We start from the raw sequence: 21716 nt of genomic DNA, 5'->3' as shown, positions 1-21716 counted from the left end.
AACGTCAGACGCGGTGCATAAGCTGGAGTCGTCTCAGAACCCAGCGATAGGACAAGTAGTTTTATGGCACACAGCGTCAAGGCCGTCGTCGTTATGGAGAAGGACGCACCGGCGTCCGTAGTCACAATCAACGTTCCGGATCCGGGTCCGGGAGAGGCGCTGGTCGACATCCTGACCTGCGGCGTCTGCCACACGGATCTGCACTACAAGCAGGGCGGCATCAGCAATGACTACCCCTTCCTGCTGGGGCACGAGGCAACGGGCGTGGTCAGCGCTGTCGGCCCGGACGTCACCAACGTTGTACCCGGCGACCGGGTAATCCTCAACTGGCGCGCAGTCTGCGGCCAGTGCCGGGCCTGTGAACGCGGCGAAGCCCAGTACTGCTTCAATACGGCGAACGCCACCCAGAAGATGACCCTGGAAGATGGCACCGAGCTCTCACCCGCGCTCGGGATCGGCGCCTTCGCAGAGAAGACCCTGGTCGCGGCGGGACAGTGCACCAAGGTTGATCCTTCGGCCGATCCGGCCGCGGTGGGTCTCCTCGGCTGCGGGATCATGGCCGGCATCGGGGCGGCCATCAACACCGGAAACGTCCGCCGCGGTGACTCCGTGGCAGTCATCGGGTGCGGCGGTGTGGGCATCGCCGCCATCGCAGGAGCCAAGCTCGCGGGTGCAACCCGCATCATCGCCGTGGACATCGACAGCCGAAAGCTGGACCTAGCGCTGGGTCTCGGCGCCACTCACGCAGTGAACTCGAAGGAGACCGATCCGGTCGAGGAGATCCGGAAGCTTACCGACGGATTCGGCGCCAACGTGGTGATCGACGCCGTCGGGCGCCCGGAGACCTACAAGCAGGCGTTCTACGCACGGGACCTCGCCGGCACAGTGGTACTGGTGGGCGTGCCCACACCGGAGATGACGCTGGAACTGCCCCTCCTTGATGTGTTCGGCCGCGGCGGCTCGCTGAAGTCCTCCTGGTACGGCGACTGCCTGCCGTCAAGGGACTTTCCAATGCTGGTGAGCCACTACCAGCAGGGCAACCTGGACCTCGACGCCTTCGTGACGGAGCGCATCAAACTGGACCAGGTGGAAGAGGCATTTACGAAGATGCACGACGGCGTCGTGCTGCGTTCAGTGGTGGAGCTCTGATGGGCGCGCGGATCGACCACCTCGTCACTTCGGGAACGTTCTCGCTCGACGGCGGAACCTGGGACGTGGACAACAACGTCTGGATCATCGGCGACGAGACGGAGTGCATCGTCATCGACGCTCCCCACGATGCGAACGCCATCGTCGAGGAGATCAACGGCCGCCAGGTGCGGGCCATCCTCCTGACCCACGGGCATGATGACCACATCAGGGCCGTGGGTGACCTTTTCGACGCCGTCCGCGCGCCGATCTACCTTCACCCGGATGATCAGATGCTGTGGAACGCGGTCTACGCGGACGCCGCGCCCACGCGACCCATCGCGGACGGCGATACGTTCACGGTGGGCGGGGTAACGCTGGAAGCTATCCACACCCCGGGCCACTCCCCCGGTTCCGTGTGCTTCTACCTGCCCGACGCCGGCGTCCTTTTCAGTGGCGACACGTTGTTCCGCGGTGGTCCGGGAGCTACAGGCCGTTCCTACAGCGACTTCCCCACCATCATCGAGTCCATCCGGACCAGGCTGCTCACTCTGCCTCCGGACACGGTGGTGCGGACCGGCCACGGTGATTCAACCAGCATCGCGGAAGAAGCGCCGCACCTTGAGGAATGGATCGCCAGGGGTCACTGAGCGCGCCCCGCGGGGGCTATAGTCCCTCGAGAACATCGGTGAGAAGCGTGGCCCTCGGCTTCGTCGGGGGCCACGCGATCATCATGCTCTCCCGGCTCACCGTCCGCTCCCACTGCTGGTCCGAGCGGTCCAGCTCATAGATCACATGACGCTGGCTGCGGTGCTCCTTCAGTCCGGCAACAATGCGGTGCGCCACGGAGAAGTATCTACCTCCACTCCGATCGTCTCGTCCGGCACTCCTCATGTGATAGACGCGCGTCGGATCCCACGGACCCAATCCGATAGCAATGTGGTTCGGATGTCCGGTGATGCCGCCCGGCCCGAAGGTGGCGACGACGTCGGGAACCTCCTCGCGCATGATCGCAGCCAGCCTCGCGACCAGCTCGTCGAAGGCAACGTCCGCAACCGCGCCGTCGTCGTAATCAAGCCAGTCATGCCTGCGGGGATCAGCCGCGTGCAAGGCAACGGTGCCGGCGAGACCATAGGCGTCGTCGTCGGGATGGGCAACTACCAGCATGAGGGTTCTGGCGGCGCTGGAAGCCATGGCTCACATAGCTCCGCGCCTGGAAGCAATCCAGAGCAAGCGACGGATCGTGCCGATGCTACTGGACGTCCAGCACGGTCTTGATCCAGCCTTCTTCCCGCCGGTCAAAGGTACGGTAGGCGTCGATTGCAGCGGTCACCTGCTCGTGCTGGGTGATGAACTTGGTGGGATCGAACGCGCCGGTAGCAACGAGGTCCACCAGCGGCGGCGTCACTGACTTGTGGTTGCAGTTCCCCATCCGGATGGTGAGGTTCTTGTTCATGGCCTGGCCAATTGGAAAGCTCGTCATTGTGGGTGGGTAAACGCCGATGATGCCCATCCGACCATGCTTCGCTACCGATTGGATGGCCCACTGGACAGCCTGGCTGGGCGCGTCTCCCGGCACCCAGTTACCGCCCTGGACGTTGGTTTGCGGAGCGACCTGGCTGAGCTCCTGCTCGAATTGCTCCCTTTCATCAGTGGACGGGGCTGCCGGACCGGACGACGGCGCCTGCGCGTCGACACCCACAGCGTCGATGACTGCGTCCACGCCGCCGCCTAGCGTTGCCTCCTGCAGCACTTCCACCGGATCCTCCCGATTGAAGTCAATGACTTCGGCGTTCTGTTCCAAAGCGGCGACCAACCTTGTTTCCACGCCATCGATGGCCCAAACGCGTGCTGCGCCCTGACGGAAAGCGGAGGCGACGGCCAGTTGACCAACGATTCCGGCACCGAATACGGCAACTGTGTCTCCCCTCCGAACGCCGGCAAGTTCCGCTCCAAACCACGCCGTGGGGAAGATGTCGGACAGCAGGATCGCTTGGTCGTCAGATACCTGTTCCGGCAGGGGCACCAGTGTGTTGTTCGCGAAGGGCACGCGGGCATACTCGGCCTGCAGTCCATGAACGGGGCCCGTAGCCTGAGGCCCGCCGAAGAAGCTCGTTCCCGCCTGCGGACCGTTTGGGTTCGAGACATCGCACTGCGCGGTGTGGCCCTGGCGACACTGCGGGCATACTCCGCAGGACATGGTCGAGCAAACGATTACTCGGTCGCCTGCGCTGAAGCCGCGCACGCCGGGGCCGGTCTCCTCAACCACCCCGACTGCTTCATGTCCCAGGATGGTCCCTTCCCGCATTCCCGTCATTGTTCCCCGGACAAAATGCAGGTCGGTACCGCAGATTGCACTGCGAGTGATCCGGACAATCGCATCATTGGGATCCTTGACGGTAGGTTCCGCTACGTCGTCGAGGCGAACATCGCCCTCGCCATGCCACACAACAGCCTTCATGGTCCTGCTCCTTCGAGGTGCTGGAGATGAAAAGCGGCAGGCGCCGCTGTTGTGCCACGCTACGGATTGCCAGTCCGGACCACAAGGTCAGGAGGCTTAGGATCTGAAAGGCATCTCCTGAGCCTAGCGCGCCGCCTCGTCGTACACGGCGACTACCGCGTCGGACACTTCGTCCACCGTGAGCCCGGGAAGGAGATCGTCGGCGGCGCCGGCCGTGGCAGGATCCCACGACAGCCCGAGCGCGGCGTACGTGTCTTCGAGTACCGCGCGGATGGGTTCCGAATTCTCGACAACGACGACGGACGAGAACAACCAGGCCCCCGAGATGACCCGTTGGGCCGTGCCCACCAGTTTGATCTGCACAGCGCCGTTTCCGTGCACGCTGAACTCGCCGGGACAGTACTCGCCCGGGATTTCGCCGACCGCCGCGTCCACGCCCACCTTCCGCAGCGCGGCCGCAAGGATTTCCCCCAGCAGGCCGAAACGCACGCGGGATCCGGCAATCGCGTCCTCGTGGGATTCGATGTGGTCCACGATGAGGCATCCCGGGTGGTAGGCGGCCGCCCTTCCACCGGCCTTGCGGATGAGCGGTTCGAAGCCGTGCCGGCGGGCAGCTTCACTGGCCGCATGGAATCCGGGCAACCGGGCGTCCCGCTGCCCGAAAGCCACTGTGGGGCTTGGCCGATAGAGCCGAAGGGTCGGTGGAAGCTCTCCGGCGGCGGCGGCACGGAGGAGCTCCAGCCCGCGCTCAAGGTCGGCAGCGGCGCCCCTAGACGGATCCCGCACCAGCGCCAGCGGACCGTTCGACCAGGCCTGCGTGCTCATCCCGACCGGGCTCCTGTCCATGCGTTCAGCAGTTCTTTCCCTCAGTTATAGCGCTGGGCCACCGACTGTTCATACTTCGATAAGGGCCTCGACCCGAACGGCGTCGCGCTGGTCACAGTTCCCTGATTCAGGCTGTAATGTCCGCCGCTGCGTCAGCCCTCGATGGGAGAATGCCTCAGTGACACTCCATGCTCCCCAATTGCCAGGGCTCTCAGCCGCGCCCCCGACACGGACGCTCATCGATATTCTCACGGCTACGGCTGAGGTCCACCCGGACGCTTACGCACTGGACGACGGCGACAACCGACTGACGTACACCGAACTGCTCGATGCCGTGCGGGCGGTTGGACGGAAACTGCATGCCAAGGGGCTGGGCGCGGGCGACCGGATCGGCATCCGCATTCCTTCGGGGACCGCTGATCTGTATATCTCGATTCTCGCCACCCTGATGATCGGCGCAGCGTACGTGCCTGTGGACGCCGACGACCCGGACGAGCGGGCCAGGCTGGTGTTCAGCGAAGCGGGCGTGGCCGGCGTAATCCTGGCCGACGGCCGGATCAAGGTGCACAAGGACCGCAAGGGCCCGTTTGCCGCGCCGCGTCAGCCCCTTCCCGACGACGACGCGTGGATCATCTTTACGTCCGGCTCCACCGGAACCCCCAAGGGCGTGGCCGTCACCCACCGTTCTGCCGCAGCCTTCGTGGATGCTGAAGCCCGGATTTTCCTGCAGAAGGAGCCCGCCGGACCCACTGACAGGGTTCTCGCCGGACTGTCGGTCGCGTTCGATGCCTCCTGCGAGGAGATGTGGCTGGCATGGCGGCATGGCGCATGCCTGGTACCGGCTCCCCGGGCACTGGTACGCACTGGCATGGACCTCGGGCCGTGGCTTGTCACCCGCGGCGTTACGATCGTGTCCACTGTGCCCACGCTCGCCGCGCTGTGGCCGGTTGAAGCTCTTGAATCGGTGAGGCTCCTCATCTTCGGTGGTGAGGCCTGCCCGCCCGAGCTCGCCGCTCGGCTGGCCGATGGCGAGCGGGAGGTCTGGAACACGTACGGACCCACCGAAGCAACGGTCGTCGCCTGCGCTGCGCCGCTGACCGGCACCGGCCCAGTCCGGATCGGGCTGCCGCTTGACGGCTGGGACCTGGCCGTGGTCGATACCAACGGCATCCCGGTTGCCGAGGGTGGAATTGGCGAGCTGATCATCGGGGGCGTTGGGCTTGCGCGCTACCTGGACGCCGGCAAGGACCGCGAGAAGTACGCTCCCTTCCCGACGCTCGGCTGGGAACGCGCCTACCGTAGCGGTGACCTTGTCCAGTTCGAGCTCGAGGGGCTCATTTTCAAGGGCCGGGCTGATGAGCAGGTGAAGCTCGGGGGGCGCCGAATCGAGCTCGGCGAAGTGGATGCGGCCCTCCAGGCCCTGCCCGGTGTTTCCGGTGCGGCGGCTGCGGTCAAGGACACTGCTGCCGGCACGCAGGTGCTGGTGGGGTACCTTGTTCCGGCCGCCGGTGCACTGGATCTCATGGCCCTGCGTGAGCAGCTGACCGCGTCGCTTCCAGCTCCGCTCATCCCGCTGCTGACCGAAACCCATTCCCTGCCCACCAAGACCAGCGGCAAGGTGGATCGCGCAGCCCTCCCCTGGCCGCTGCCGGGCGCCCAGAACGACGACGACGCCGCGAGCCTGGATCTCGACGAGACCGGCAAGTGGGTGGCAGACCAGTTCGCGGCGGTCCTGGGCACCTCCGTGACCTCGCTGGACGCAGACTTCTTTGCCCACGGAGGCGGAAGCCTGTCCGCCGCGCAACTGGTGTCCGCGCTCCGCCGACGCAACCCGACAATCACCGTGGCTGACATCTACGCCCACCCCCGCGTCGGCGCCCTTATCGACCTCGTGCGGCAGTCCGACACGGGAGACGGCGACGCTCCCCCTCGGCCCGTCGCCCGCACGCGGCGCAAGGCCCAGATCTTCCAGACCGTTATGGGTGTGCCGCTGCACATCCTGGTGGCCATGCGCTGGCTCACCTACCTCATGGTGGCCAACAACCTGCTAGCCGCGTTCGGAGTCTTCACCGGCCCGCTTTCGGTTTCCTGGTGGTGGATCGCAGTGAGCTGGGCAATCTTTGTCAGTCCCTGTGGCCGGATGGTGATCGCTGTCTGTGCCGCCAAGCTGCTGCTTCGCGGAGTGGGACCGGGGAGCTATCCCCGCGGCGGCCGGGTTCACCTGCGGCTCTGGCTCGCAGAGCAGATCGCCGATATGGCCTCAGCAGTCAGCCTCGCCAGCGCCCCATGGATCACCTACTACGCACGTGCGCTGGGGGCGAACGTGGGGCGGGACGTGGACCTGCACTCGGTTCCGCCCGTGACGGGCATGCTCAACCTGGGCAGCGGAAGTTCGGTGGAACCCGAGGTGGACCTTTCCGGGTGGTGGGTGGACGGAGACCTGGTCCATATCGGACGAATCAGCATCGGAACAGGGGCGACGGTCGGAGCCCGGAGCACCCTCATGCCGGGCGCGAAAGTCGGGTCCGGAGCAGTCGTGGCGCCCGGCTCCGCAGTTTCGGGCAAGGTGAAGCCGGGCCAGCACTTCTCCGGCTCGCCAGCGGCGCGTGTGGGGAAGGCGCGGCAGGAATGGCCTGCCCTGCCCTCTCGACGACGTCCCCTGGGCTTCGTAGCCTACGCGGCGGGATCCATCGCCCTGGCCGGCATACCATTTGTCGCGGCCGCAGTAGCGGTCCTGCCGCTGGTTCCGGCTCTGGAGGGCCTGACCACCTTCTCCGAAGTATCCCCGCAGATCCTTCTGCAGCTCCCACTGGCCGCTGCCCTCTGGTTCCTGACTCTGATGCTGTTGGTCCTGGTGACCGTACGCCTGCTGGGTCTCGGATTGCGCGAGGGCTGGCACCCTGTACGCAGCCGCATCGGTTGGCAGGTCTGGGCTACGGAACGGGTGCTCGATCTGGCCCGGGACCTGCTCTTCCCGCTCTATGCCAGCCTCTTCACCCCCGTGTGGCTCCGCCTGCTGGGCGCAACGGTGGGCCGTCACGTCGAAATCTCGACCGTGCTCCTGGTGCCGAAAATGACGACGATCGGTGACGGCGCCTTCCTGGCTGACGACACGATGGTGGCCTCGTACGAGCTCGGCGGCGGGTGGATGAAGATCGCGCCGGCCAAGATCGGCAAGCGGGCCTTCCTGGGGAATTCAGGCATGACGGGCGCAGGCCGCCGGGTGCCGAAGAACTCGCTGGTCGCAGTCCTGTCCGCCACCCCGGCCAAGGCCAAAGCCGGCACGTCCTGGCTCGGCTCCCCACCTGTCCGCCTACGCCGGACGCAAATGCTCGCCGACGAGGAGCTGACTTATGCTCCATCGACCCGCCTCCGCGTAGCCCGTGGTGCCTGGGAAGTCACGCGCTTCGCCGCAACCGTGCTCACGGTCGCTATCGCGGGGCTGGTCCTGTTCCTGCTCGACCTGATTGCCCACCAGTGGGGCTACGGCGTGGCGGTTCTGGCCGGTGGCGCTGTGATGATGCTGGCCGGCGCAGTGGCGGCGGGCAGCGCCGTCGTCGTCAAGTGGCTGCTGATCGGCAGAATCCGTTCAGGTGAGCATCCACTGTGGAGCTCGTTCATCTGGCGGAATGAGGTGGTGGACGCGTTTGTGGAAACTGTGGCGGCACCGTGGTTCGCCCGGGCGGCCAGCGGCACGCCGGCGCTGGTGTGGTGGCTGCGGGCACTGGGCGCGAAGATCGGCCGCGGGGTCTGGTGCGAAAGCTACTGGCTGCCCGAGGCTGATCTGGTGCACCTGGGCGACAGCTCCACCGTGAATCGGGGGTGCGTCGTCCAGACTCACTTGTTCCATGACCGCGTCATGGCTACGGACACCGTAACGTTGGAGGACGGCGCGACCATGGGGCCGCACGGAGTGATCCTTCCCGCTGCCCGGCTCGGCGCAGGTTCCACGGTAGGGCCCGCATCGCTTGTCATGCGGGGCGAGACTGTTCCGGCCGGCAGCTACTGGATGGGCAATCCGGTGAGCCCCTGGAAGCGCGTCCAGTCCCAGCCTCCGGAAGCAGATCCGGCAGCAGATAAGGTCTTGGTTTCCTGATGGCACAACCCACCGACAGTCTTCCCCAAGATGCAGGGAACGCCCTCGTCGACCCGTATGCTCCCCGGCACGGCAGCTGGGACTACTCGGTCAGCTCGTACGACATCGAGCTCGAGTACAGGGTGGCCAGTAACCGGCTGGAGGGTCGGGCAGTTCTCACCGGCGAGGTGAGCGGGGCACCGTCGGACAAGCTGCGCACGCTGGTGCTCAACCTTGACGGACTGCGCGTTGCCCGCGCCGTACTGAACGGCGAGCGGGTGCGCAAGGTGGGAACAGCCAACGGGCGCCTCACCGTGACCCCCGCCGAACCGCTGGCCGGCGGTAGCCACTTCACGCTAGAGGTCAGGTACGGGGGCAACCCGGCGCCCATCTCCGGCACCTGGGGCGATGTTGGCTGGGAGGAACTGACGGACGGCGTTCTGGTTGCAGGACAGCCGACGGGTGCACCGTCCTGGTTCCCCTGCAATGACCACCCCCGCAGGAAAGCAGCCTTCAGGATCAGCGTGACGACGGACGCCGGGTACCGGGCCGTGTGCAACGGCGAACTGACCTCCCACACCGTCAAGTCCAGCCGCGAAACCTGGGTCTATGAGACCGACGCTCCCATGGCCACCTACCTCGCCACCGTGCAGATCGGGCGCTACGGGCTGGCACAGCTCGACGACGGCGGCACCGTGCCTCAGTACGTCGCCGCGCCTTCCGCCCTTCTCCCCGCGGCACGCAAGGCGCTGGCGCGGCAGGGGGACATGATCGACGCCTTCTCGCGCCGATTCGGGCACTACCCCTTCTCGACCTACACCGTCGTGGTTGCGGACGACGTACTCGAGATTCCGCTCGAAGCCCAAACCCTATCGGTGTTCGGCCGCAACCACCTCAGTGCTGAGTGGGAAGCGCAACGCCTTGTTGCCCATGAACTGGCGCATCAGTGGTTCGGCAACTCCGTGACTGCCTCCTCCTGGCAGGACATCTGGCTGCATGAGGGATTCGCCTGCTACGCCGAGTGGATCTGGTCGGAAGAGTCCGGATCCCTTACTGCCGCAGCCCGCGCCGAGCAGGCCTGGCAGCGGCTCGCCTCAGCAAAGCAGGACCTCGCGATCGGTGCACCCGGCGCCGCTGACATGTTCGACGACCGGGTTTACAAGCGCGGCGCCTGCACGCTCCACGCTCTTCGCATGGTGGTGGGCGACGAGCTTTTCTTCCGGACGTTGCAGTACTGGACCTCGCAATTCCGGCACGCGAACGTGAGTACGGTGGACTTCGTCAGTCTTGCCGACGAAGTGTGCGCAGGCCTGGACGGGTTCGATGCGGCCGCCCTGCTCCAGCCGTGGCTGTACCAGGCACGGCTTCCGGCCTTGCCTTGATGGAGCACCTCCCTGATGGAGCATCGCCTTGATCGAACACTCCTGATCGAGCCCGCTACCGACCTCGGGCGAGCGCGACGACGAAACCCTGCGGCAGCCCCAGTTCTTCGGGGTCCAGATTGGAAACCGAGTAGCTGCAGGATTCCACCGTCACCGTATCGGCGAGTACATCGACCTCTCCGGGTTCAATGAGGAGTCCGGTGCCGGCCGCCTTGAGGACGGCCTCCTTCCGGGACCAAAGGACTGCGCGCACGTCCGGCCGCCGGTCCTCATCCGCGGCGCGGACGGCAGCGCGTTCGGCCGGCGTGAAGATGTCCAGGTCCAGCCCGTTGCCCTCAAAGCGGTCAATCTGTTCAAGATCAATCCCCAGGGATTGCTGGGCGCCGGACCTGTCAAGTACGGCGACAGCCCATCCGCCGCTGCGGCTAAGGCTCACGGAGACCGGAACCTCCTTACTGCCGACGAAGAATCCGGGCCTTCCATGGTTATCCTCGGCGCATGCAGGGCAGACTGAGCGCGAGACCAGCCTCCCGGCGGGTTCCCCCGACGCGCGGCTCACAAGCCCGCGCAACCAGGAGCGGCCTGCCAAGAACCGATGCCGTACTGCAGGGTCCACCAGCATCCCGCCGCGAACGCGTTCGCCGTCGTCCAGCTCTTCGACAGGATGTCCGTCAAGCCGGACGGCATGAATCTCCATAGGGTCAGCGGCCGCCGTCGATCCGCCGGCTGCGCTGCTCAATGCCCGGCCCGCCGTAGGGGTAGTCCGCGAAATCGGGAGCGCTTACTTCGGACAGACGCTGGACGTCCTCGGGCGACAGCTGCAGAGTTGCCGCCGCAAGGTTGTCGGCCAGCTGTTCCGTGGTGCGCGCGCCGAGGATGACGGAGGTAACCGCAGGCTGCTGTTCTACCCAGGCGAGCGCCACCTGTGAGGCGCTGACGTCCCGGGCGTTGGCGATCTCAAGCACGACGTCGATAATCGCCCACGTGCGCTCCTGCGCATTGCGCTTCTTCCACGCCTCCATGCCGCGTTCAGGGTTCTCGCCCAGCCTGGTGGCCCCCTGCGGGGCGGTATCCCGAAGGTACTTGCCGGTAAGCCAGCCGCCGCCCAGCGGTGACCAGGGCAGGAGCCCCATCCCGGCGTCGAGCGCAGCGGGCACGATCTCCGCTTCGATCCCCCGGACCAGGAGGCTGTACTGGGGCTGCAGGGTGACCGGCAGGTCCCATCCGCGCGCACGGGCAATCCCCACAGCCTTCGTCAGTTGCCATCCGGTGTAGTTCGAAAAGCCGTAGTAGCTGATCTTGCCGGCGGCCACAGCGTCGTGCAGGAAACCCAGCGTCTCCTCCAATGGAGTGAGCGGATCCCAGGAATGCATCTGGTAGAGGTCGATGTGGTCCACGCCCAGCCGCTTGAGCGAAGCGTCCAGGGCCAGCCGCAGGTGCCTGCGGGAGAGCCCGAGGTCGTTGACGTCCTTGCCCATCGGGAAGCGACCCTTGGTGGCGAGAATCATCTCCCCCGCCGCGGCGCTTTTGGTCAGCCACCGTCCGATGATCTCCTCGGACGCCCCGGCCGTATAGACATCGGCGGTGTCGATGAAGTTGCCGCCGGCGTCCGCGTAATCGTCGAGGATGCCGTGGGACGTTGCCTCATCGGCTTCCGCGCCGAAGGTCATGGTGCCCAGCGCGTAGGTGGACACGGAGGTTCCGCTGCTGCCGAGTTTCCTGTACTGCATGCCGCTCCTGACTTGTGCTTGGTTGTTCCTGCTTGGCCTGTTCCTCGTCGGTATGCCTACTCGCTTACCGTCACTCCACGCCAGAACGCTACGTGGTCCTTGATGTTGGCTGCTGCATCCTTGGGCGCCGGGTAGTACCAGGCGGCGTCCGGGTTGGTCTCGCCGTTCACCTCCAGGGTGTAGTAGCTTGCCTCGCCTTTCCAAGGGCAGGTGCTGTGGGTGTCGCTGGGACGGAGGAACTGCTCCTTCACGCTTTCCTTCGGGAAGTAGTGATTCCCCTCGACCATCTCGGTCGAATCGGACTCCGCGATCACCTGATTGTTCCAGACTGCCTTGGGCATGATCTTCCTCGATTCTGTGCACGGCTTCGCGCTGGTTGCGCTGGAAGCGCGATACAGGGACAACGACGGCGCCGCCTGCCCGATTCCCTCAGGGAAGCTTCCGGAGGGTCAGGATCTGTTCGCTGCGGCCGAAGGGCCCGTCGAGGTCGTGGAGTACGGCGGAAGTAAGGCCTACCCCGTCGGTCCCGAACGTGACCCGGGTGTCCAGGCCAAGCCACCTGCCGGAAGGTTGGCGGTGAATGTGGACCTGCAGGTCCACATTCGGGAAGGCCCAACTCCCCTTCCCCGGACGGACGCGCGTTGCAACTCCGTTGGCCGTGTCGATCAGCCCGGTGAGGCGCGCCATGTCCGACGACGGCTCCCCCTCCACCAGCGCGTGTCCGGTACGCAGCCAGACGCGCGCCCTGCCGGGGCGGCGCTCCGGAAGATTGCGTACCTCAATGGACTGGATGTACCCGCCAGGCCACTCCGCGGCGGCATCGTATGCTTCTGCATCGTCCGGTCCGGGCATCGTTTCCTCTTCCACTGCCGCGACCGAGGCAGTGTCGCTGGTTGCCAACCTCCATGCGCGGGCACGAATCGCAGTCCTGCCGCCGTGGTTCATCTCCGCCTCGAGCAGCTCGATGGTGCGACCGGGACGGACCATTTGCGCCGTGACCTCGATCGTGTCGAGCGGGATGAGTCCGAGGATCTCGTACGAGATTCGGGCGATCCGGAGGTCCTTCCGAGGCTGGAACAGTTCGAGGCAGTGGGCTATCAGGCCGGACGCCGGCGCCATGTGCTGTTCGTGCGTGTTCCAGGCTCCCTGGGCGTGAATCGTGGCCTCGAAACGGCCGCCGCCAAGGTTGCGGTAGTAGGAATCTGCCATGCACGTATTGTGCATCGTCCAGCGGTGTGAAATTACCAAGCAGGCTTAGTAGGTCTAGAGTGCTGACATGAGCTTCAATGACAACGCACAGTTTGACCCGTCCCGTGTGAGCGACCGTCGGGGCCGCGGTCGGGGTGTAGCCATCGGTGGCGGCCTCGGCGGCGGGCTCATTCTCCTGCTGTCACTGTTCTTCGGGCCGGGCGTCGTTGACCAGTTGGGGCTGGACGGCAGTGGTGGCAGCGCTCCCGGAATCGGCGCGAACGAAGACCCTGCCATCGAATCCTGCAGGACAGGCGAGGACGCCAATGAGCGGCTCGACTGCCGCATCCTGGGGACGGCGGAAAGCCTGGACAGCTTTTGGGGGCCGTACCTTGAGCCCTACGGCGTGCAGTACACACAGCCGGGCGTTGTCCTGTTCAGCGGTCAGACGAACACCGGTTGCGGGGCGGCGACCAGCGCAGTCGGGCCGTTCTACTGCCCGGCGGATGAGCAAACCTACTACGACACCGCGTTCTTCGACGATCTGGTGGCACGATTCGGGGCTTCCGGAGGTCCGCTCGCCCAGGAGTACGTGATCGCCCACGAGTTCGGGCATCACGTCCAGAACCTGACGGGCACGCTGGGTGCTTCACAGCAGGACCCGCGGGGCGAGGAATCCGGCGCTGTCCGTGTCGAACTGCAGGCAGACTGCTACGCAGGCATGTGGGCGGCGCACGCGACGAGCGTCCCCGATCCTGAATCGGGTGTGCCCTTCCTGCGCGAGTTCACCCGGACGGACCTACAGGACGCTCTGTCGGCGGCGTCGGCCGTAGGAGATGACCGCATCCAGGAATCAACCACGGGGCAGGTCAACCCCGAGGTCTGGACCCACGGCTCCAGCGAACAGCGTCAAACCTGGTTCCTCCGGGGTCTCGAAACCGGCGACATTGAAGCGTGCGATACTTTCGCAGCACGGGACCTCGACAACCCCTAGGTCCCGCGCTTCCCGGCCTGTACTAGCTTAGGTGCCGCAGAACGTGCGGTAGCATCCGAAGGTTGGCGGCGCAGCTACGGCATAGCGTTCCAAACCGGGACGCTCGGTAAAGGGATCGCTGACCGCCGCCAGCAGCCTCTCCATCGGGCCGACGTCGCCCTCCACCGCACTGGCGAGAGCCTCCTCGACGAGGTGGTTGCGCGGAATGTAGACAGGGTTCACGCCGTCCATGGCGTCTGCATCCGGGCTATGGGCGAGCCACTTCGCGAGCCAGGCATCAAAGCGGTCCGGCTCGCCGAAGAACGCACGAGCTGTCTCGGCGTCCCCACGGGCAGCTGCGCCGAGACTCCGGAAGAGGGACGTGTAGTCGACCTGCTGCTCCTGAAGCAGGGTGAGCAGGGTGTCGGCGAGCGCTGTGACCGCGTCGTCGTCGACGTCGTCCGTGAGACCGAGCTTGGCGCGCATTCCCGCCAGCCATGCGCCGCTGTAGAGGGCAGGGAACCTGCCCAGCGAGTTCTCGGCGAGCGCAACCGCCTCATCCAGGTCTTCGGCGAGTAGCGGCAGAAGCGTCTCGGCGAAGCGGGCAAGGTTCCATTGCGCGATGACGGGCTGGTTGCCGTAGGAGTAGCGGCCCATGGCATCAATCGAGCTGTAGACAGTGGCCGGATCGAACGTATCCATGAAGGCGCAGGGGCCGTAGTCGATCGTTTCCCCTGAGATGGTCATGTTGTCGGTGTTCATCACACCGTGGACGAAGCCCACCAGCATCCAGCCGGCAACCAGTGATGCCTGTGCTGCGATAACGCGGTCCAGCAGATCCAGGTACCGGTTGGGGCTCCGAGTAGCCTCCGGGTAGTGCCGGTTGATGGCGTGGTCGGCGAGCCGCCGTAGGAGATCGGCGTCTCCGGTGGCGCGCGCGTACTGGAAACTCCCCACGCGCAGGTGGCTCGAGGCTACCCGCGCAAGCACGGCGCCGGGCAGCATCTCCTCACGGCGCACCATCCCGCCGGTGCCGACGACGGCGAGCGAGCGCGTGGTGGGAATGCCGAGAGCGTGCATGGCCTCGCTGACTATGTATTCGCGCAGCATGGGTCCGACTGCTGCGAGGCCGTCGCCGCCGCGGGCAAACGGAGTACGGCCTGATCCCTTGAGGTGGAGGTCGCGACGTTGGCCGGAGGGATCAACGATCTCACCGAGCAGCAGAGCGCGGCCGTCACCCAGGCGGGTGAAATTACCGAACTGGTGACCGGCGTACGCCTGTGCAACCGGGTTGGCGTTTTCCGGCAGGCCGTTACCCGTCAGAAGTCCTATGCCCCCGGACGTGCGCAGGAACGCGGGGTCCAGTCCGAGGTCAACGGCCAGCTTCTCGTTGAGGATGATGAGAGTCGGATCGGACACCTTCCCCGCATGCCAGGCGACGGCCATATCCGGCAGATTGGCAGCGAAGGTGGATTCCAGGGTGATCGGCAGTGTGAGTACAGCAGTCATTGCTGGATACAACGGAAGTGTCGCCGTCGTTATTCCTCAATCTGCTGCTTTGTCCCGGCGGAAAAAATATCGCTTTCCGAAAGTGGCGGGCGTATTTTTGAAGTATCGCGGCGACCGGCTCCGCGGCCGGTTGTCGCCTTGGCCAGGAGTGGAAAAAGGAGCCGGACATGTCCATCTTCCGACGCAAGGGCGCCACCTTCGAACGCAAGCAGGCAGCTGCGGCGTCTGCCAGCCAGAAGGACTTCCGAGAGGGCTACGTGCACGTCCAGGGCGACGAAAAGAAAGCCAATGAACTGGCAATGCGGGCCTACGGGGACAAGGACGGGGACGGCAAGCCCGACGTACCGTTCATGCCGTTCCCGGGATAGTGCCCCTAGCCGCCCGGATTAGCGGTTAGACCCTCAGCGGTTAGCAACGAGGCCCTTGCGGGAGTCCTTGCCGGTTCCCGCATGTGCTGCGGCTTCTTCCCGGCGTTCCGACCAGACCGTTGCTACGCGGTGGCCGGGATTGAGATAGGCGTGATTATCCGAAATGACTGCTTCCGCACTCTTTGTTGAAACCGACCACGTGCCCCCGCACGTCCTGCACCGCATCTGCCCCATGATTCGCCCCTTGTTCTGCCCCGCTCCCATCAGCAGGTAACTTCAGGATCCGCCGACCATCAGGCGCGGTCAATGGCTTTCATCCACTCTTGAGATAAACCAGAAGTGCCCTTGATTTTGGTGTAATCCAGCAGGGAGAAGGCTCGTTTCCGACACATCGGCCAGATGAAGTCTGTACTTCACCTGACTGCCGTAGCATGAGCGCGTCCATCCGCTCCTACCCAACCTCGGGGGAATCATGACTCATCCGCAGTACCAGGCGCCCGGCGTACCCGGCGCCGCGTCCGAACCGCCGCTCTGGGCACCCTACTACGGCGCACCGTTCAAGGTCGCTATACAGCGTTTCTTCAAGAAGTACGCAACCTTCCACGGCCGCGCCAGCCGCAGCGAGTACTGGTGGTGGGCGCTTGTCTCCGTACTGGTGAGCTTCGTCATCAACATCATCTCGGGCGCAGGCGCCGCAGCAACCACTGACCTTACAACCGGAACCGGCGGTGCCGGCAGCATGTTCGGGATCATCCTCGGATTCCTCTGGTTCGCTGCAACGATCGTCCCGTCCCTGGCACTTGTGGTCCGTCGGCTTCACGACGTCAACCTCAGTGGCTGGTTCCTCCTGGTGGTGTTGGTACCGTTCCTGGGCGCCATTGCACTGATCGTGATGATGATCCTGCCGTCCAACCCGGCCGGACAGCGCTACGACCGCCCTGAGGGCCAGCCGGTCGGATACTGATCTTCTTCGCGGCTGATCTCAATCATGAAAGAACCCCGGAAGGAACTTCCTTCCGGGGTTCTTTTGCGTCCGCCGGCACAGCCGATGCCATGCAGGACTTGAACGACCTCTACGGGAACACCGCCGTTGAGACCCTTAGGCGGCTTGAGCTTCCCAGACCGTGATGGTCCGATGACCGGGATTGAGGTAGGCGTGGTTCTCCGCGATGACCGTCTCGGTCTTTTCGGACGAGACCGACCACGTCTGCCTGCAGGTCTTGCACCGGATGTTTCCCATATCCGTTCCCTCCATCGGCTGTGCTGCTGTCATCCCAGCATTGGGCAGGCGAATTCGGGGTCAAGGCGGTTCGCCCATTCATGAGACATACTTGTCGGGACCTTGAAGTTACCTTGCAGTAAGGCCTCATTTCCGACGAGAACAGGTACATGCGATGCCCGAAGGTGATACCGTGTTTCGGCTCGCCGTGCGGCTGCGGAAGGCACTCGACGGGCAGATGCTCAGCCGCGGGGACCTCCGCGTTCCCGCACACGCCACCGAAACCCTCGACGGCATGCGGATCCTCGAGCATCAGACGCACGGCAAGCACCTTCTCACCCGGTTGGACGCCGGCCTCACTCTGCACACGCACCTGAAGATGCAGGGCTCCTGGACGATTACTGCCGCTGGGCGCCGACTACCCCGCACACTATTGCCGGAGGTCCGGGTACTCCTTGAGGTTGGAGGTGGACCCACCGTGTACGGCTTGAACCTGCCGGTCGTCGACCTCCTTCCCACCAGGGCCGAGGCCGACGTCGTCGGTCACCTTGGCCCCGATCCGTTGAGGGAGGACTGGTCAGCGGACGAAGCCGTCCGGCGGCTGCTGAGCGACCCGCTTCAGCGCGTCCCGGCTGCGCTCCTTGAGCAGCGCAATATCGCGGGCCTCGGCAATCTCTGGGCCAACGAGCTGTGCTTCCTGCGTGGAATCCACCCTGACACTCTCATCGGCGATGTGGACGTTCAGGCACTGGTGAGCCTCGGAGCACGCTGCCTTCGCTTTTCGGCCACCCAGCCCGGGGCGCTTCAGGTCACCACCGGCAACAGGCGTAAAGGTGAGCAGCACTGGGTAGCCGGCCGGGCAGGAAAGCCATGCCTGCGGTGCCGCACCACCATCGTCGTCCGCGCCGAGGTGCCGGGCGATCCGGGCCGTCGTCGTACGTGGTGGTGTCCGCACTGCCAGCCGGAACGGAATTGAATGCGCCGGTAGACCGGTGGTTACGCTGGGCAGATGGCAACCGTTCTTCTCGTGCGACATGGGCGCACCACTGCGAATGCGTCCGGGCTGCTGGCAGGTCGTGCCGACGGCATCGAGCTCGACCAGATTGGGCGTGACCAGTCTGCCGTAACCGCTGAGCGGCTAGCGGCCGTGCCCGTTGTCGGCGTGGTGTCCAGTCCGCTTGAGCGCTGCCGGCAGACCGCCCACTTCATCGTTGAGAGGCAGACGGGCGCCCCGCAGGGTCAGGACGGGATTGAATTTGATCCGGATCTGACGGAATGCGATTACGGCCAGTGGCAGGGCCGGACGCTTGAGGACCTCGCAACCGAGAAGCTGTGGCCGATTGTCCAGTGTCAGCCCTCTGCCGTCACCTTTCCCGGCGGTGAATCGATGGCTGCCATGCAAGCCCGGTCCGTGGCGGCGATACGACGCCGTGATGCCGGCTTCGAGGCTCAGCATGGCCCGGAAGCGGTGTGGGTGGCGGTGAGTCATGGCGACATCATCAAGTCGGTACTCGCCGACGCGCTCGGGATGCACCTTGACCTGTTCCAGCGCATCAATGTGGGCCCCGCGTCCGTGTCGATTGTGAGGTATGGCGCCAGCCGTCCGACGGTTTTCGCGACCAACACCGAGGCCGGGGACCTGTCCTGGCTCTCCAACAGCGCCGGCTCCGAGGATGCGCCCGTGGGTGGTGGCGCGGGACACGCGCCACCACCCAGCCGGTGAGCCTAAGATAGTCGCATGCCTCCTACCGTTCACGACTTCGCGTGGCCTGACCGTGTGGTCATCGGCACCATCGGCGTCCCGGGAGCCCGCACGTTCTACCTGCAGGTGCGCACGGGTAAGCAGATCGTGAGCATCGCCCTTGAGAAGCTGCAGTCTGCGCAGCTCGCCGACAAGATCGACGAGGTGCTCGACCAGCTTCTCACCGTTGACGGGAACCCGTTCAGCGTCCCCACGAGCACTCCCCCCGAACTCATCGACGATGACCAGCTTGAGCCGGTTCAGGAACAGTTCCGGGCAGGGATCATGAGTTTGGGGTGGGATCCAACGACGGCGCAGATTGTCCTCGAGGCCTATCCGCTCACCGATTTGGAGGAGGACGCCGAAGGTGAGGTGGTTCTCGACGAGGCCGATGTGTCCGAGGTACTGCGGGTGCGCATGCCGGTCGGCACCGCCCGTGCCTTCGCCAAGCGCACCCGGGAAGTGGTAGCTGCCGGGCGCCCCATCTGCCCGCTCTGCGGTGAGCCTATCGACGCCGACGGACACATCTGCGCAATCTCCGAGTCCTGATGTCGGCACCCGACCTCGTGGCTGCCGAGCTGACTCTCATCGGCCGCATTACGACGGCGTCGAACGCCACGTTCGTAGGCAGCATCGACGGCGCGATGGTGGTGTACAAACCGATCGCAGGCGAACGACCGCTGTGGGACTTTCCCGACGGTGCGCTCGCCTACCGCGAGGCGGCCGCCTACCTGGTCTCCGAGGCCTTCGGTTGGAACATCGCACCCCGCACCTGGCTGCGGGATGGCCCGCTGGGGGAAGGAATGGTGCAGCTGTGGCAGGAGGCAGATGCCGCCCAGAATGCCCTGGACCTGGTTCCAACCGACAACGTACCGAAGACCGGCTGGAAGCAGGTTCTCGAAGGTCAGGATGAATCAGGCCGAATGGTTGCCCTCATTCACGAGGACTCCCCCGCACTTCGCCGCATGGCGGTGTTCGATGTGATTGCCAACAACGCCGACCGGAAAGGTGATCACATCCTTCCGATGCCCGACGGACACCGGTACGGCGTGGATCATGGGCTCACCTTCCACAGCGAGCACAAGCTGCGCACGGTGCTGTGGGGCTGGCTTGGGGAACGGCTCAGCGACGAGGAACTCGACGGCGTCGACCGGGTGAGCGAGGCTCTGCGCGGTGAGCTGGGCCGAGACCTAGCGGACCTGCTTACCGCTGAAGAAATAGCTGCGCTCGCCGCTCGTTGTGACCGGTTGCGCGCGAAGGGGCGCTTCCCGGGTCCCAGCGGCGATATGCCGGCGGTTCCATGGCCTCTGTTCTAATACGAAATAATCAGCAGGCTTCCTATCTGAGTGGACGCTTGTTACGGTTAGGTCACGGAAGGCCGGAAACCCGGCGGATCGTTGACGAAGGAGAACAGCATGATTTCCGAAAACAACATTTCCCAGATCCTTGAAGCTGGCGGAAAGGTAATCGACAGCGACGGCGACAAGATCGGTTCTGTCGGACAGATCTACCTGGACGACCACACCAACAACCCGAGCTGGGTCACAGTCAACACCGGACTGTTTGGCTCGAACGAGTCTTTCGCACCGCTCGAGGGAGCCACCCTTGAAGGCAACGACATCCGGGTGGCCCACCAGAAGGCAAAGGTCAAGGACGCGCCGAACGTGGCACCTGACGGACACCTGAGCGAGCAGGAAGAGGCTGAGCTTTACCGCTATTACGGCCTGGCTAACGGCTTCGGCAATGTTGAATACAGCAACGGCGAGCACACCAGCGGTGAAACCTTCACCGGAACCGCTGGGACCACCGGGAACTTCGAATCGGATCGCGCCACCGTCGGTCACGACACCTCCGGCCCGACCACCGATGACGCCATGACCCGCTCCGAGGAGCAGCTCCGCGTCGGTACCCAGAGCGTCGAGACCGGCCGGGCACGCCTGCGCAAGTACGTTGTCACCGAGAATGTCACGCAGACCGTTCCGGTGCAGCGTGAAGAGGTCCGGATCGAACGCGAGCCGATCACGGATGCCAACGTGGACGCAGCCTACGACGGCCCTGCCATTAGCGAGGAGGAGCACGAGGTCATCCTCCACGAGGAGCGTCCCGTCGTCGCCAAGGAGGCCGTGCCGGTCGAGCGCGTTCGCCTCGATAAGGAGACCGTTACGGAGCAGCAGACGGTGAGCGAGGAAGTTCGTAAGGAACAGATCGACACCGACGACGTCGAAACCACTCGCGACGGACGTATCTAGCCTTCGCGCTCCAACCCATCGTCTGAAGACGTAGTCAGGCCCGCAGCTCCAACTGGAGCGGCGGGCCTGACGCTTACCCGGATGGGAACCGGGGGGACCGAATGAGTCGCGGCGCGACGACCGGCAGCCGCTAGGATGGCGCCGTGAAGCTTCTTCTCACCTCGGCAGGCGTCACCAACACAACAATCCTCGCTGCGCTGGAAGAACTTATCGGCAAGCCGATCAGCGCGTCCACGGCACTGTGCATTCCCACCGCCCAGTATGGTCACCCGTGGGTGGGTCCCGGCGTCAGGGCATGGGAATTCATCAGCGGAAAGTCCGAGAACCCCATGGTCGACCTGGGGTGGAAGTCAGTCGGCGTGCTGGAATTGACCGCGCTGCCGAGCATCGATGAAGAGCGGTGGAAGCCACTCGTACTCGAGACCGACGTATTGCTCGCGGCGGGCGGTGACGCCCTATACCTGAATCACTGGGTGCAGCAGTCGGGGCTGGCCGAGATGTTTCCGTCGCTGACAGGTACCGTGTGGGTTGGAATGAGCGCCGGCAGCATGGTGATGACTCCTCAAATCGGCCGAGAATTCATCGGCTGGAAGCCGACGACGGGCGGCGATAGCGCACTGGGAATGGTTCACTTCTCGATTTGCCCGCATCTCGCGCCTGATGGTGCACCCGGGAACTCCCTCGCAGCAGCAGAGAAATGGGCTGCCGGTATACGCCACCCGTCCTACGCCATCGATGATCAGACGGCCATCAGCGTGACCGATGATGCCGTGGACATCATTACAGAGGGCACCTGGCGGTACTTCCCGAAGGGAGCGGCCCACGGCTGCTGACTCGACTCAGGAATCAGCGTACGTACTACAGTTGA

Annotated in this window: 22 protein-coding genes; 13 read left to right on the top strand and 9 right to left on the bottom strand. The window is 64.9% G+C overall.

Annotated elements, in window-relative coordinates:
- The first annotated feature begins 63 nt into the window (after positions 1 to 63).
- Positions 64 to 1149, top strand: a complete 1086-nt coding sequence (locus GC088_RS07000) for an S-(hydroxymethyl)mycothiol dehydrogenase (protein WP_323961657.1) — start codon at positions 64 to 66, stop codon at positions 1147 to 1149.
- Positions 1149 to 1778 carry an MBL fold metallo-hydrolase gene (locus GC088_RS06995; RefSeq protein WP_323961656.1) on the top strand — a complete coding sequence of 210 codons (630 nt, stop codon included), beginning with the start codon at positions 1149 to 1151 and terminating at the stop codon, positions 1776 to 1778. The genes GC088_RS07000 and GC088_RS06995 overlap by 1 nt, the downstream gene beginning before the upstream one ends.
- A gap of 16 nt (positions 1779 to 1794) precedes the next feature.
- On the opposite strand, the gene GC088_RS06990 is transcribed toward GC088_RS06995, so the two are convergent.
- The 3 genes from GC088_RS06990 to GC088_RS06980 all read right to left on the bottom strand — a co-directional run bounded on the left by GC088_RS06990 (position 1795) and on the right by GC088_RS06980 (position 4414).
- Positions 1795 to 2322 carry a PIG-L deacetylase family protein gene (locus GC088_RS06990; RefSeq protein WP_323961654.1) on the bottom strand — a complete coding sequence of 176 codons (528 nt, stop codon included), beginning with the start codon at positions 2320 to 2322 and terminating at the stop codon, positions 1795 to 1797.
- A 58-nt stretch (positions 2323 to 2380) separates the two neighbouring features.
- Complete coding sequence (locus GC088_RS06985; RefSeq protein WP_323961653.1) at positions 2381 to 3589, bottom strand: alcohol dehydrogenase catalytic domain-containing protein; 1209 nt, start codon at positions 3587 to 3589, stop codon at positions 2381 to 2383.
- A gap of 123 nt (positions 3590 to 3712) precedes the next feature.
- Positions 3713 to 4414, bottom strand: coding sequence for a lipoate--protein ligase family protein (locus tag GC088_RS06980; RefSeq protein ID WP_323961652.1), 702 nt, complete (start codon positions 4412 to 4414; stop codon positions 3713 to 3715).
- A gap of 178 nt (positions 4415 to 4592) precedes the next feature.
- On the opposite strand from GC088_RS06980, the gene GC088_RS06975 reads away from it, so the two are divergent.
- Both GC088_RS06975 and GC088_RS06970 read left to right on the top strand, forming a co-directional pair.
- A complete protein-coding gene (locus GC088_RS06975) occupies positions 4593 to 8510 on the top strand; it encodes a Pls/PosA family non-ribosomal peptide synthetase (protein ID WP_323961651.1) in 3918 nt (1305 codons plus the stop codon).
- The gene (locus GC088_RS06970; protein ID WP_323961650.1) at positions 8510 to 9871 is read left to right on the top strand and encodes a M1 family metallopeptidase; all 1362 of its coding nucleotides are present in this window, start codon (positions 8510 to 8512) and stop codon (positions 9869 to 9871) included. Before GC088_RS06975 ends, GC088_RS06970 begins: the two co-directional genes overlap by 1 nt.
- Positions 9872 to 9926: 55 nt before the next feature.
- Here GC088_RS06970 and GC088_RS06965 read toward each other — a convergent pair whose 3' ends face one another.
- The 4 genes from GC088_RS06965 to GC088_RS06950 form a co-directional block, all read right to left on the bottom strand.
- Complete coding sequence (locus GC088_RS06965) at positions 9927 to 10568, bottom strand: 4'-phosphopantetheinyl transferase family protein (RefSeq protein WP_323961648.1); 642 nt, start codon at positions 10566 to 10568, stop codon at positions 9927 to 9929.
- A 4-nt stretch (positions 10569 to 10572) separates the two neighbouring features.
- Positions 10573 to 11601, bottom strand: coding sequence for an aldo/keto reductase (locus GC088_RS06960; RefSeq protein ID WP_323961647.1), 1029 nt, complete (start codon positions 11599 to 11601; stop codon positions 10573 to 10575).
- 56 nt (positions 11602 to 11657) lie between these two features.
- Complete coding sequence (locus tag GC088_RS06955; protein ID WP_323961645.1) at positions 11658 to 11942, bottom strand: DUF427 domain-containing protein; 285 nt, start codon at positions 11940 to 11942, stop codon at positions 11658 to 11660.
- A gap of 88 nt (positions 11943 to 12030) precedes the next feature.
- Positions 12031 to 12810, bottom strand: a complete 780-nt coding sequence (locus GC088_RS06950; protein WP_323961643.1) for a thioesterase family protein — start codon at positions 12808 to 12810, stop codon at positions 12031 to 12033.
- 67 nt (positions 12811 to 12877) lie between these two features.
- Between GC088_RS06950 and GC088_RS06945 the strand changes: the two genes are divergently transcribed.
- Entirely contained in the window at positions 12878 to 13783 is a 906-nt protein-coding gene (locus GC088_RS06945) for a KPN_02809 family neutral zinc metallopeptidase (protein ID WP_323961642.1), read from the top strand.
- 27 nt (positions 13784 to 13810) lie between these two features.
- Here GC088_RS06945 and GC088_RS06940 read toward each other — a convergent pair whose 3' ends face one another.
- Positions 13811 to 15271, bottom strand: coding sequence for a protein adenylyltransferase SelO (locus GC088_RS06940; protein ID WP_323961641.1), 1461 nt, complete (start codon positions 15269 to 15271; stop codon positions 13811 to 13813).
- 167 nt (positions 15272 to 15438) lie between these two features.
- On the opposite strand from GC088_RS06940, the gene GC088_RS06935 reads away from it, so the two are divergent.
- Positions 15439 to 15639: a hypothetical protein gene (locus GC088_RS06935; RefSeq protein WP_323961640.1), complete on the top strand. Its 201-nt coding sequence runs from the start codon at positions 15439 to 15441 to the stop codon at positions 15637 to 15639.
- A gap of 472 nt (positions 15640 to 16111) precedes the next feature.
- Entirely contained in the window at positions 16112 to 16603 is a 492-nt protein-coding gene (locus tag GC088_RS06930) for a DUF805 domain-containing protein (protein WP_323961639.1), read from the top strand.
- Positions 16604 to 16738: 135 nt separating this feature from the next.
- Here GC088_RS06930 and GC088_RS06925 read toward each other — a convergent pair whose 3' ends face one another.
- The gene (locus tag GC088_RS06925) at positions 16739 to 16912 is read right to left on the bottom strand and encodes a hypothetical protein (RefSeq protein ID WP_323961638.1); all 174 of its coding nucleotides are present in this window, start codon (positions 16910 to 16912) and stop codon (positions 16739 to 16741) included.
- A 121-nt stretch (positions 16913 to 17033) separates the two neighbouring features.
- Between GC088_RS06925 and GC088_RS06920 the strand changes: the two genes are divergently transcribed.
- The 6 genes from GC088_RS06920 (at position 17034) to GC088_RS06895 (ending at position 21681) form a co-directional block, all read left to right on the top strand.
- Positions 17034 to 17834: a DNA-formamidopyrimidine glycosylase family protein gene (locus GC088_RS06920; protein WP_323961636.1), complete on the top strand. Its 801-nt coding sequence runs from the start codon at positions 17034 to 17036 to the stop codon at positions 17832 to 17834.
- Positions 17835 to 17867: 33 nt separating this feature from the next.
- Positions 17868 to 18581 (top strand): Rv2135c family putative phosphatase, encoded by a 714-nt coding sequence (locus GC088_RS06915; RefSeq protein WP_323961635.1) that lies wholly within the window; start codon positions 17868 to 17870, stop codon positions 18579 to 18581.
- Between the two features lie 15 nt (positions 18582 to 18596).
- Positions 18597 to 19148 (top strand): Rv2134c family protein, encoded by a 552-nt coding sequence (locus GC088_RS06910; protein ID WP_323961634.1) that lies wholly within the window; start codon positions 18597 to 18599, stop codon positions 19146 to 19148.
- Positions 19148 to 19915 carry an Rv2133c family protein gene (locus GC088_RS06905; RefSeq protein WP_323961633.1) on the top strand — a complete coding sequence of 256 codons (768 nt, stop codon included), beginning with the start codon at positions 19148 to 19150 and terminating at the stop codon, positions 19913 to 19915. The genes GC088_RS06910 and GC088_RS06905 overlap by 1 nt, the downstream gene beginning before the upstream one ends.
- A gap of 99 nt (positions 19916 to 20014) precedes the next feature.
- Entirely contained in the window at positions 20015 to 20848 is an 834-nt protein-coding gene (locus GC088_RS06900; protein ID WP_323961632.1) for a YsnF/AvaK domain-containing protein, read from the top strand.
- Positions 20849 to 20991: 143 nt separating this feature from the next.
- Positions 20992 to 21681: a Type 1 glutamine amidotransferase-like domain-containing protein gene (locus GC088_RS06895; protein WP_323961630.1), complete on the top strand. Its 690-nt coding sequence runs from the start codon at positions 20992 to 20994 to the stop codon at positions 21679 to 21681.
- Positions 21682 to 21716 lie beyond the last annotated feature (35 nt).

It is taken from the genome of Arthrobacter sp. JZ12 (assembly GCF_035189165.1).
Lineage (GTDB): Bacteria > Actinomycetota > Actinomycetes > Actinomycetales > Micrococcaceae > Arthrobacter_D.
The sequence above is the reverse complement of the archived record's forward strand: the minus strand, read 5'-3'. Positions and strand labels throughout refer to the sequence as shown.

What these genes read in the sequence shown, in the direction of transcription:
- GC088_RS06900 (WP_323961632.1), top strand. Translation starts at nt 20,015, where the DNA reads ATGATTTCCGAAAACAACATTTCCCAGATCCTTGAAGCTGGCGGAAAG.
- GC088_RS06930 (WP_323961639.1), top strand. Translation starts at nt 16,112, where the DNA reads ATGACTCATCCGCAGTACCAGGCGCCCGGCGTACCCGGCGCCGCGTCC.
- GC088_RS06970 (WP_323961650.1), top strand. Translation starts at nt 8,510, where the DNA reads ATGGCACAACCCACCGACAGTCTTCCCCAAGATGCAGGGAACGCCCTC.
- GC088_RS06990 (WP_323961654.1), bottom strand. Translation starts at nt 2,322, where the DNA reads ATGGCTTCCAGCGCCGCCAGAACCCTCATGCTGGTAGTTGCCCATCCC.
- GC088_RS06905 (WP_323961633.1), top strand. Translation starts at nt 19,148, where the DNA reads ATGTCGGCACCCGACCTCGTGGCTGCCGAGCTGACTCTCATCGGCCGC.
- GC088_RS06940 (WP_323961641.1), bottom strand. Translation starts at nt 15,271, where the DNA reads ATGACTGCTGTACTCACACTGCCGATCACCCTGGAATCCACCTTCGCT.
- GC088_RS06945 (WP_323961642.1), top strand. Translation starts at nt 12,878, where the DNA reads ATGAGCTTCAATGACAACGCACAGTTTGACCCGTCCCGTGTGAGCGAC.
- GC088_RS07000 (WP_323961657.1), top strand. Translation starts at nt 64, where the DNA reads ATGGCACACAGCGTCAAGGCCGTCGTCGTTATGGAGAAGGACGCACCG.
- GC088_RS06985 (WP_323961653.1), bottom strand. Translation starts at nt 3,589, where the DNA reads ATGAAGGCTGTTGTGTGGCATGGCGAGGGCGATGTTCGCCTCGACGAC.
- GC088_RS06935 (WP_323961640.1), top strand. Translation starts at nt 15,439, where the DNA reads ATGTCCATCTTCCGACGCAAGGGCGCCACCTTCGAACGCAAGCAGGCA.
- GC088_RS06965 (WP_323961648.1), bottom strand. Translation starts at nt 10,568, where the DNA reads ATGGAGATTCATGCCGTCCGGCTTGACGGACATCCTGTCGAAGAGCTG.
- GC088_RS06960 (WP_323961647.1), bottom strand. Translation starts at nt 11,601, where the DNA reads ATGCAGTACAGGAAACTCGGCAGCAGCGGAACCTCCGTGTCCACCTAC.
- GC088_RS06925 (WP_323961638.1), bottom strand. Translation starts at nt 16,912, where the DNA reads ATGACAGCAGCACAGCCGATGGAGGGAACGGATATGGGAAACATCCGG.
- GC088_RS06980 (WP_323961652.1), bottom strand. Translation starts at nt 4,414, where the DNA reads ATGAGCACGCAGGCCTGGTCGAACGGTCCGCTGGCGCTGGTGCGGGAT.
- GC088_RS06915 (WP_323961635.1), top strand. Translation starts at nt 17,868, where the DNA reads ATGGCAACCGTTCTTCTCGTGCGACATGGGCGCACCACTGCGAATGCG.
- GC088_RS06955 (WP_323961645.1), bottom strand. Translation starts at nt 11,942, where the DNA reads ATGCCCAAGGCAGTCTGGAACAATCAGGTGATCGCGGAGTCCGATTCG.
- GC088_RS06920 (WP_323961636.1), top strand. Translation starts at nt 17,034, where the DNA reads ATGCCCGAAGGTGATACCGTGTTTCGGCTCGCCGTGCGGCTGCGGAAG.
- GC088_RS06950 (WP_323961643.1), bottom strand. Translation starts at nt 12,810, where the DNA reads ATGGCAGATTCCTACTACCGCAACCTTGGCGGCGGCCGTTTCGAGGCC.
- GC088_RS06910 (WP_323961634.1), top strand. Translation starts at nt 18,597, where the DNA reads ATGCCTCCTACCGTTCACGACTTCGCGTGGCCTGACCGTGTGGTCATC.
- GC088_RS06995 (WP_323961656.1), top strand. Translation starts at nt 1,149, where the DNA reads ATGGGCGCGCGGATCGACCACCTCGTCACTTCGGGAACGTTCTCGCTC.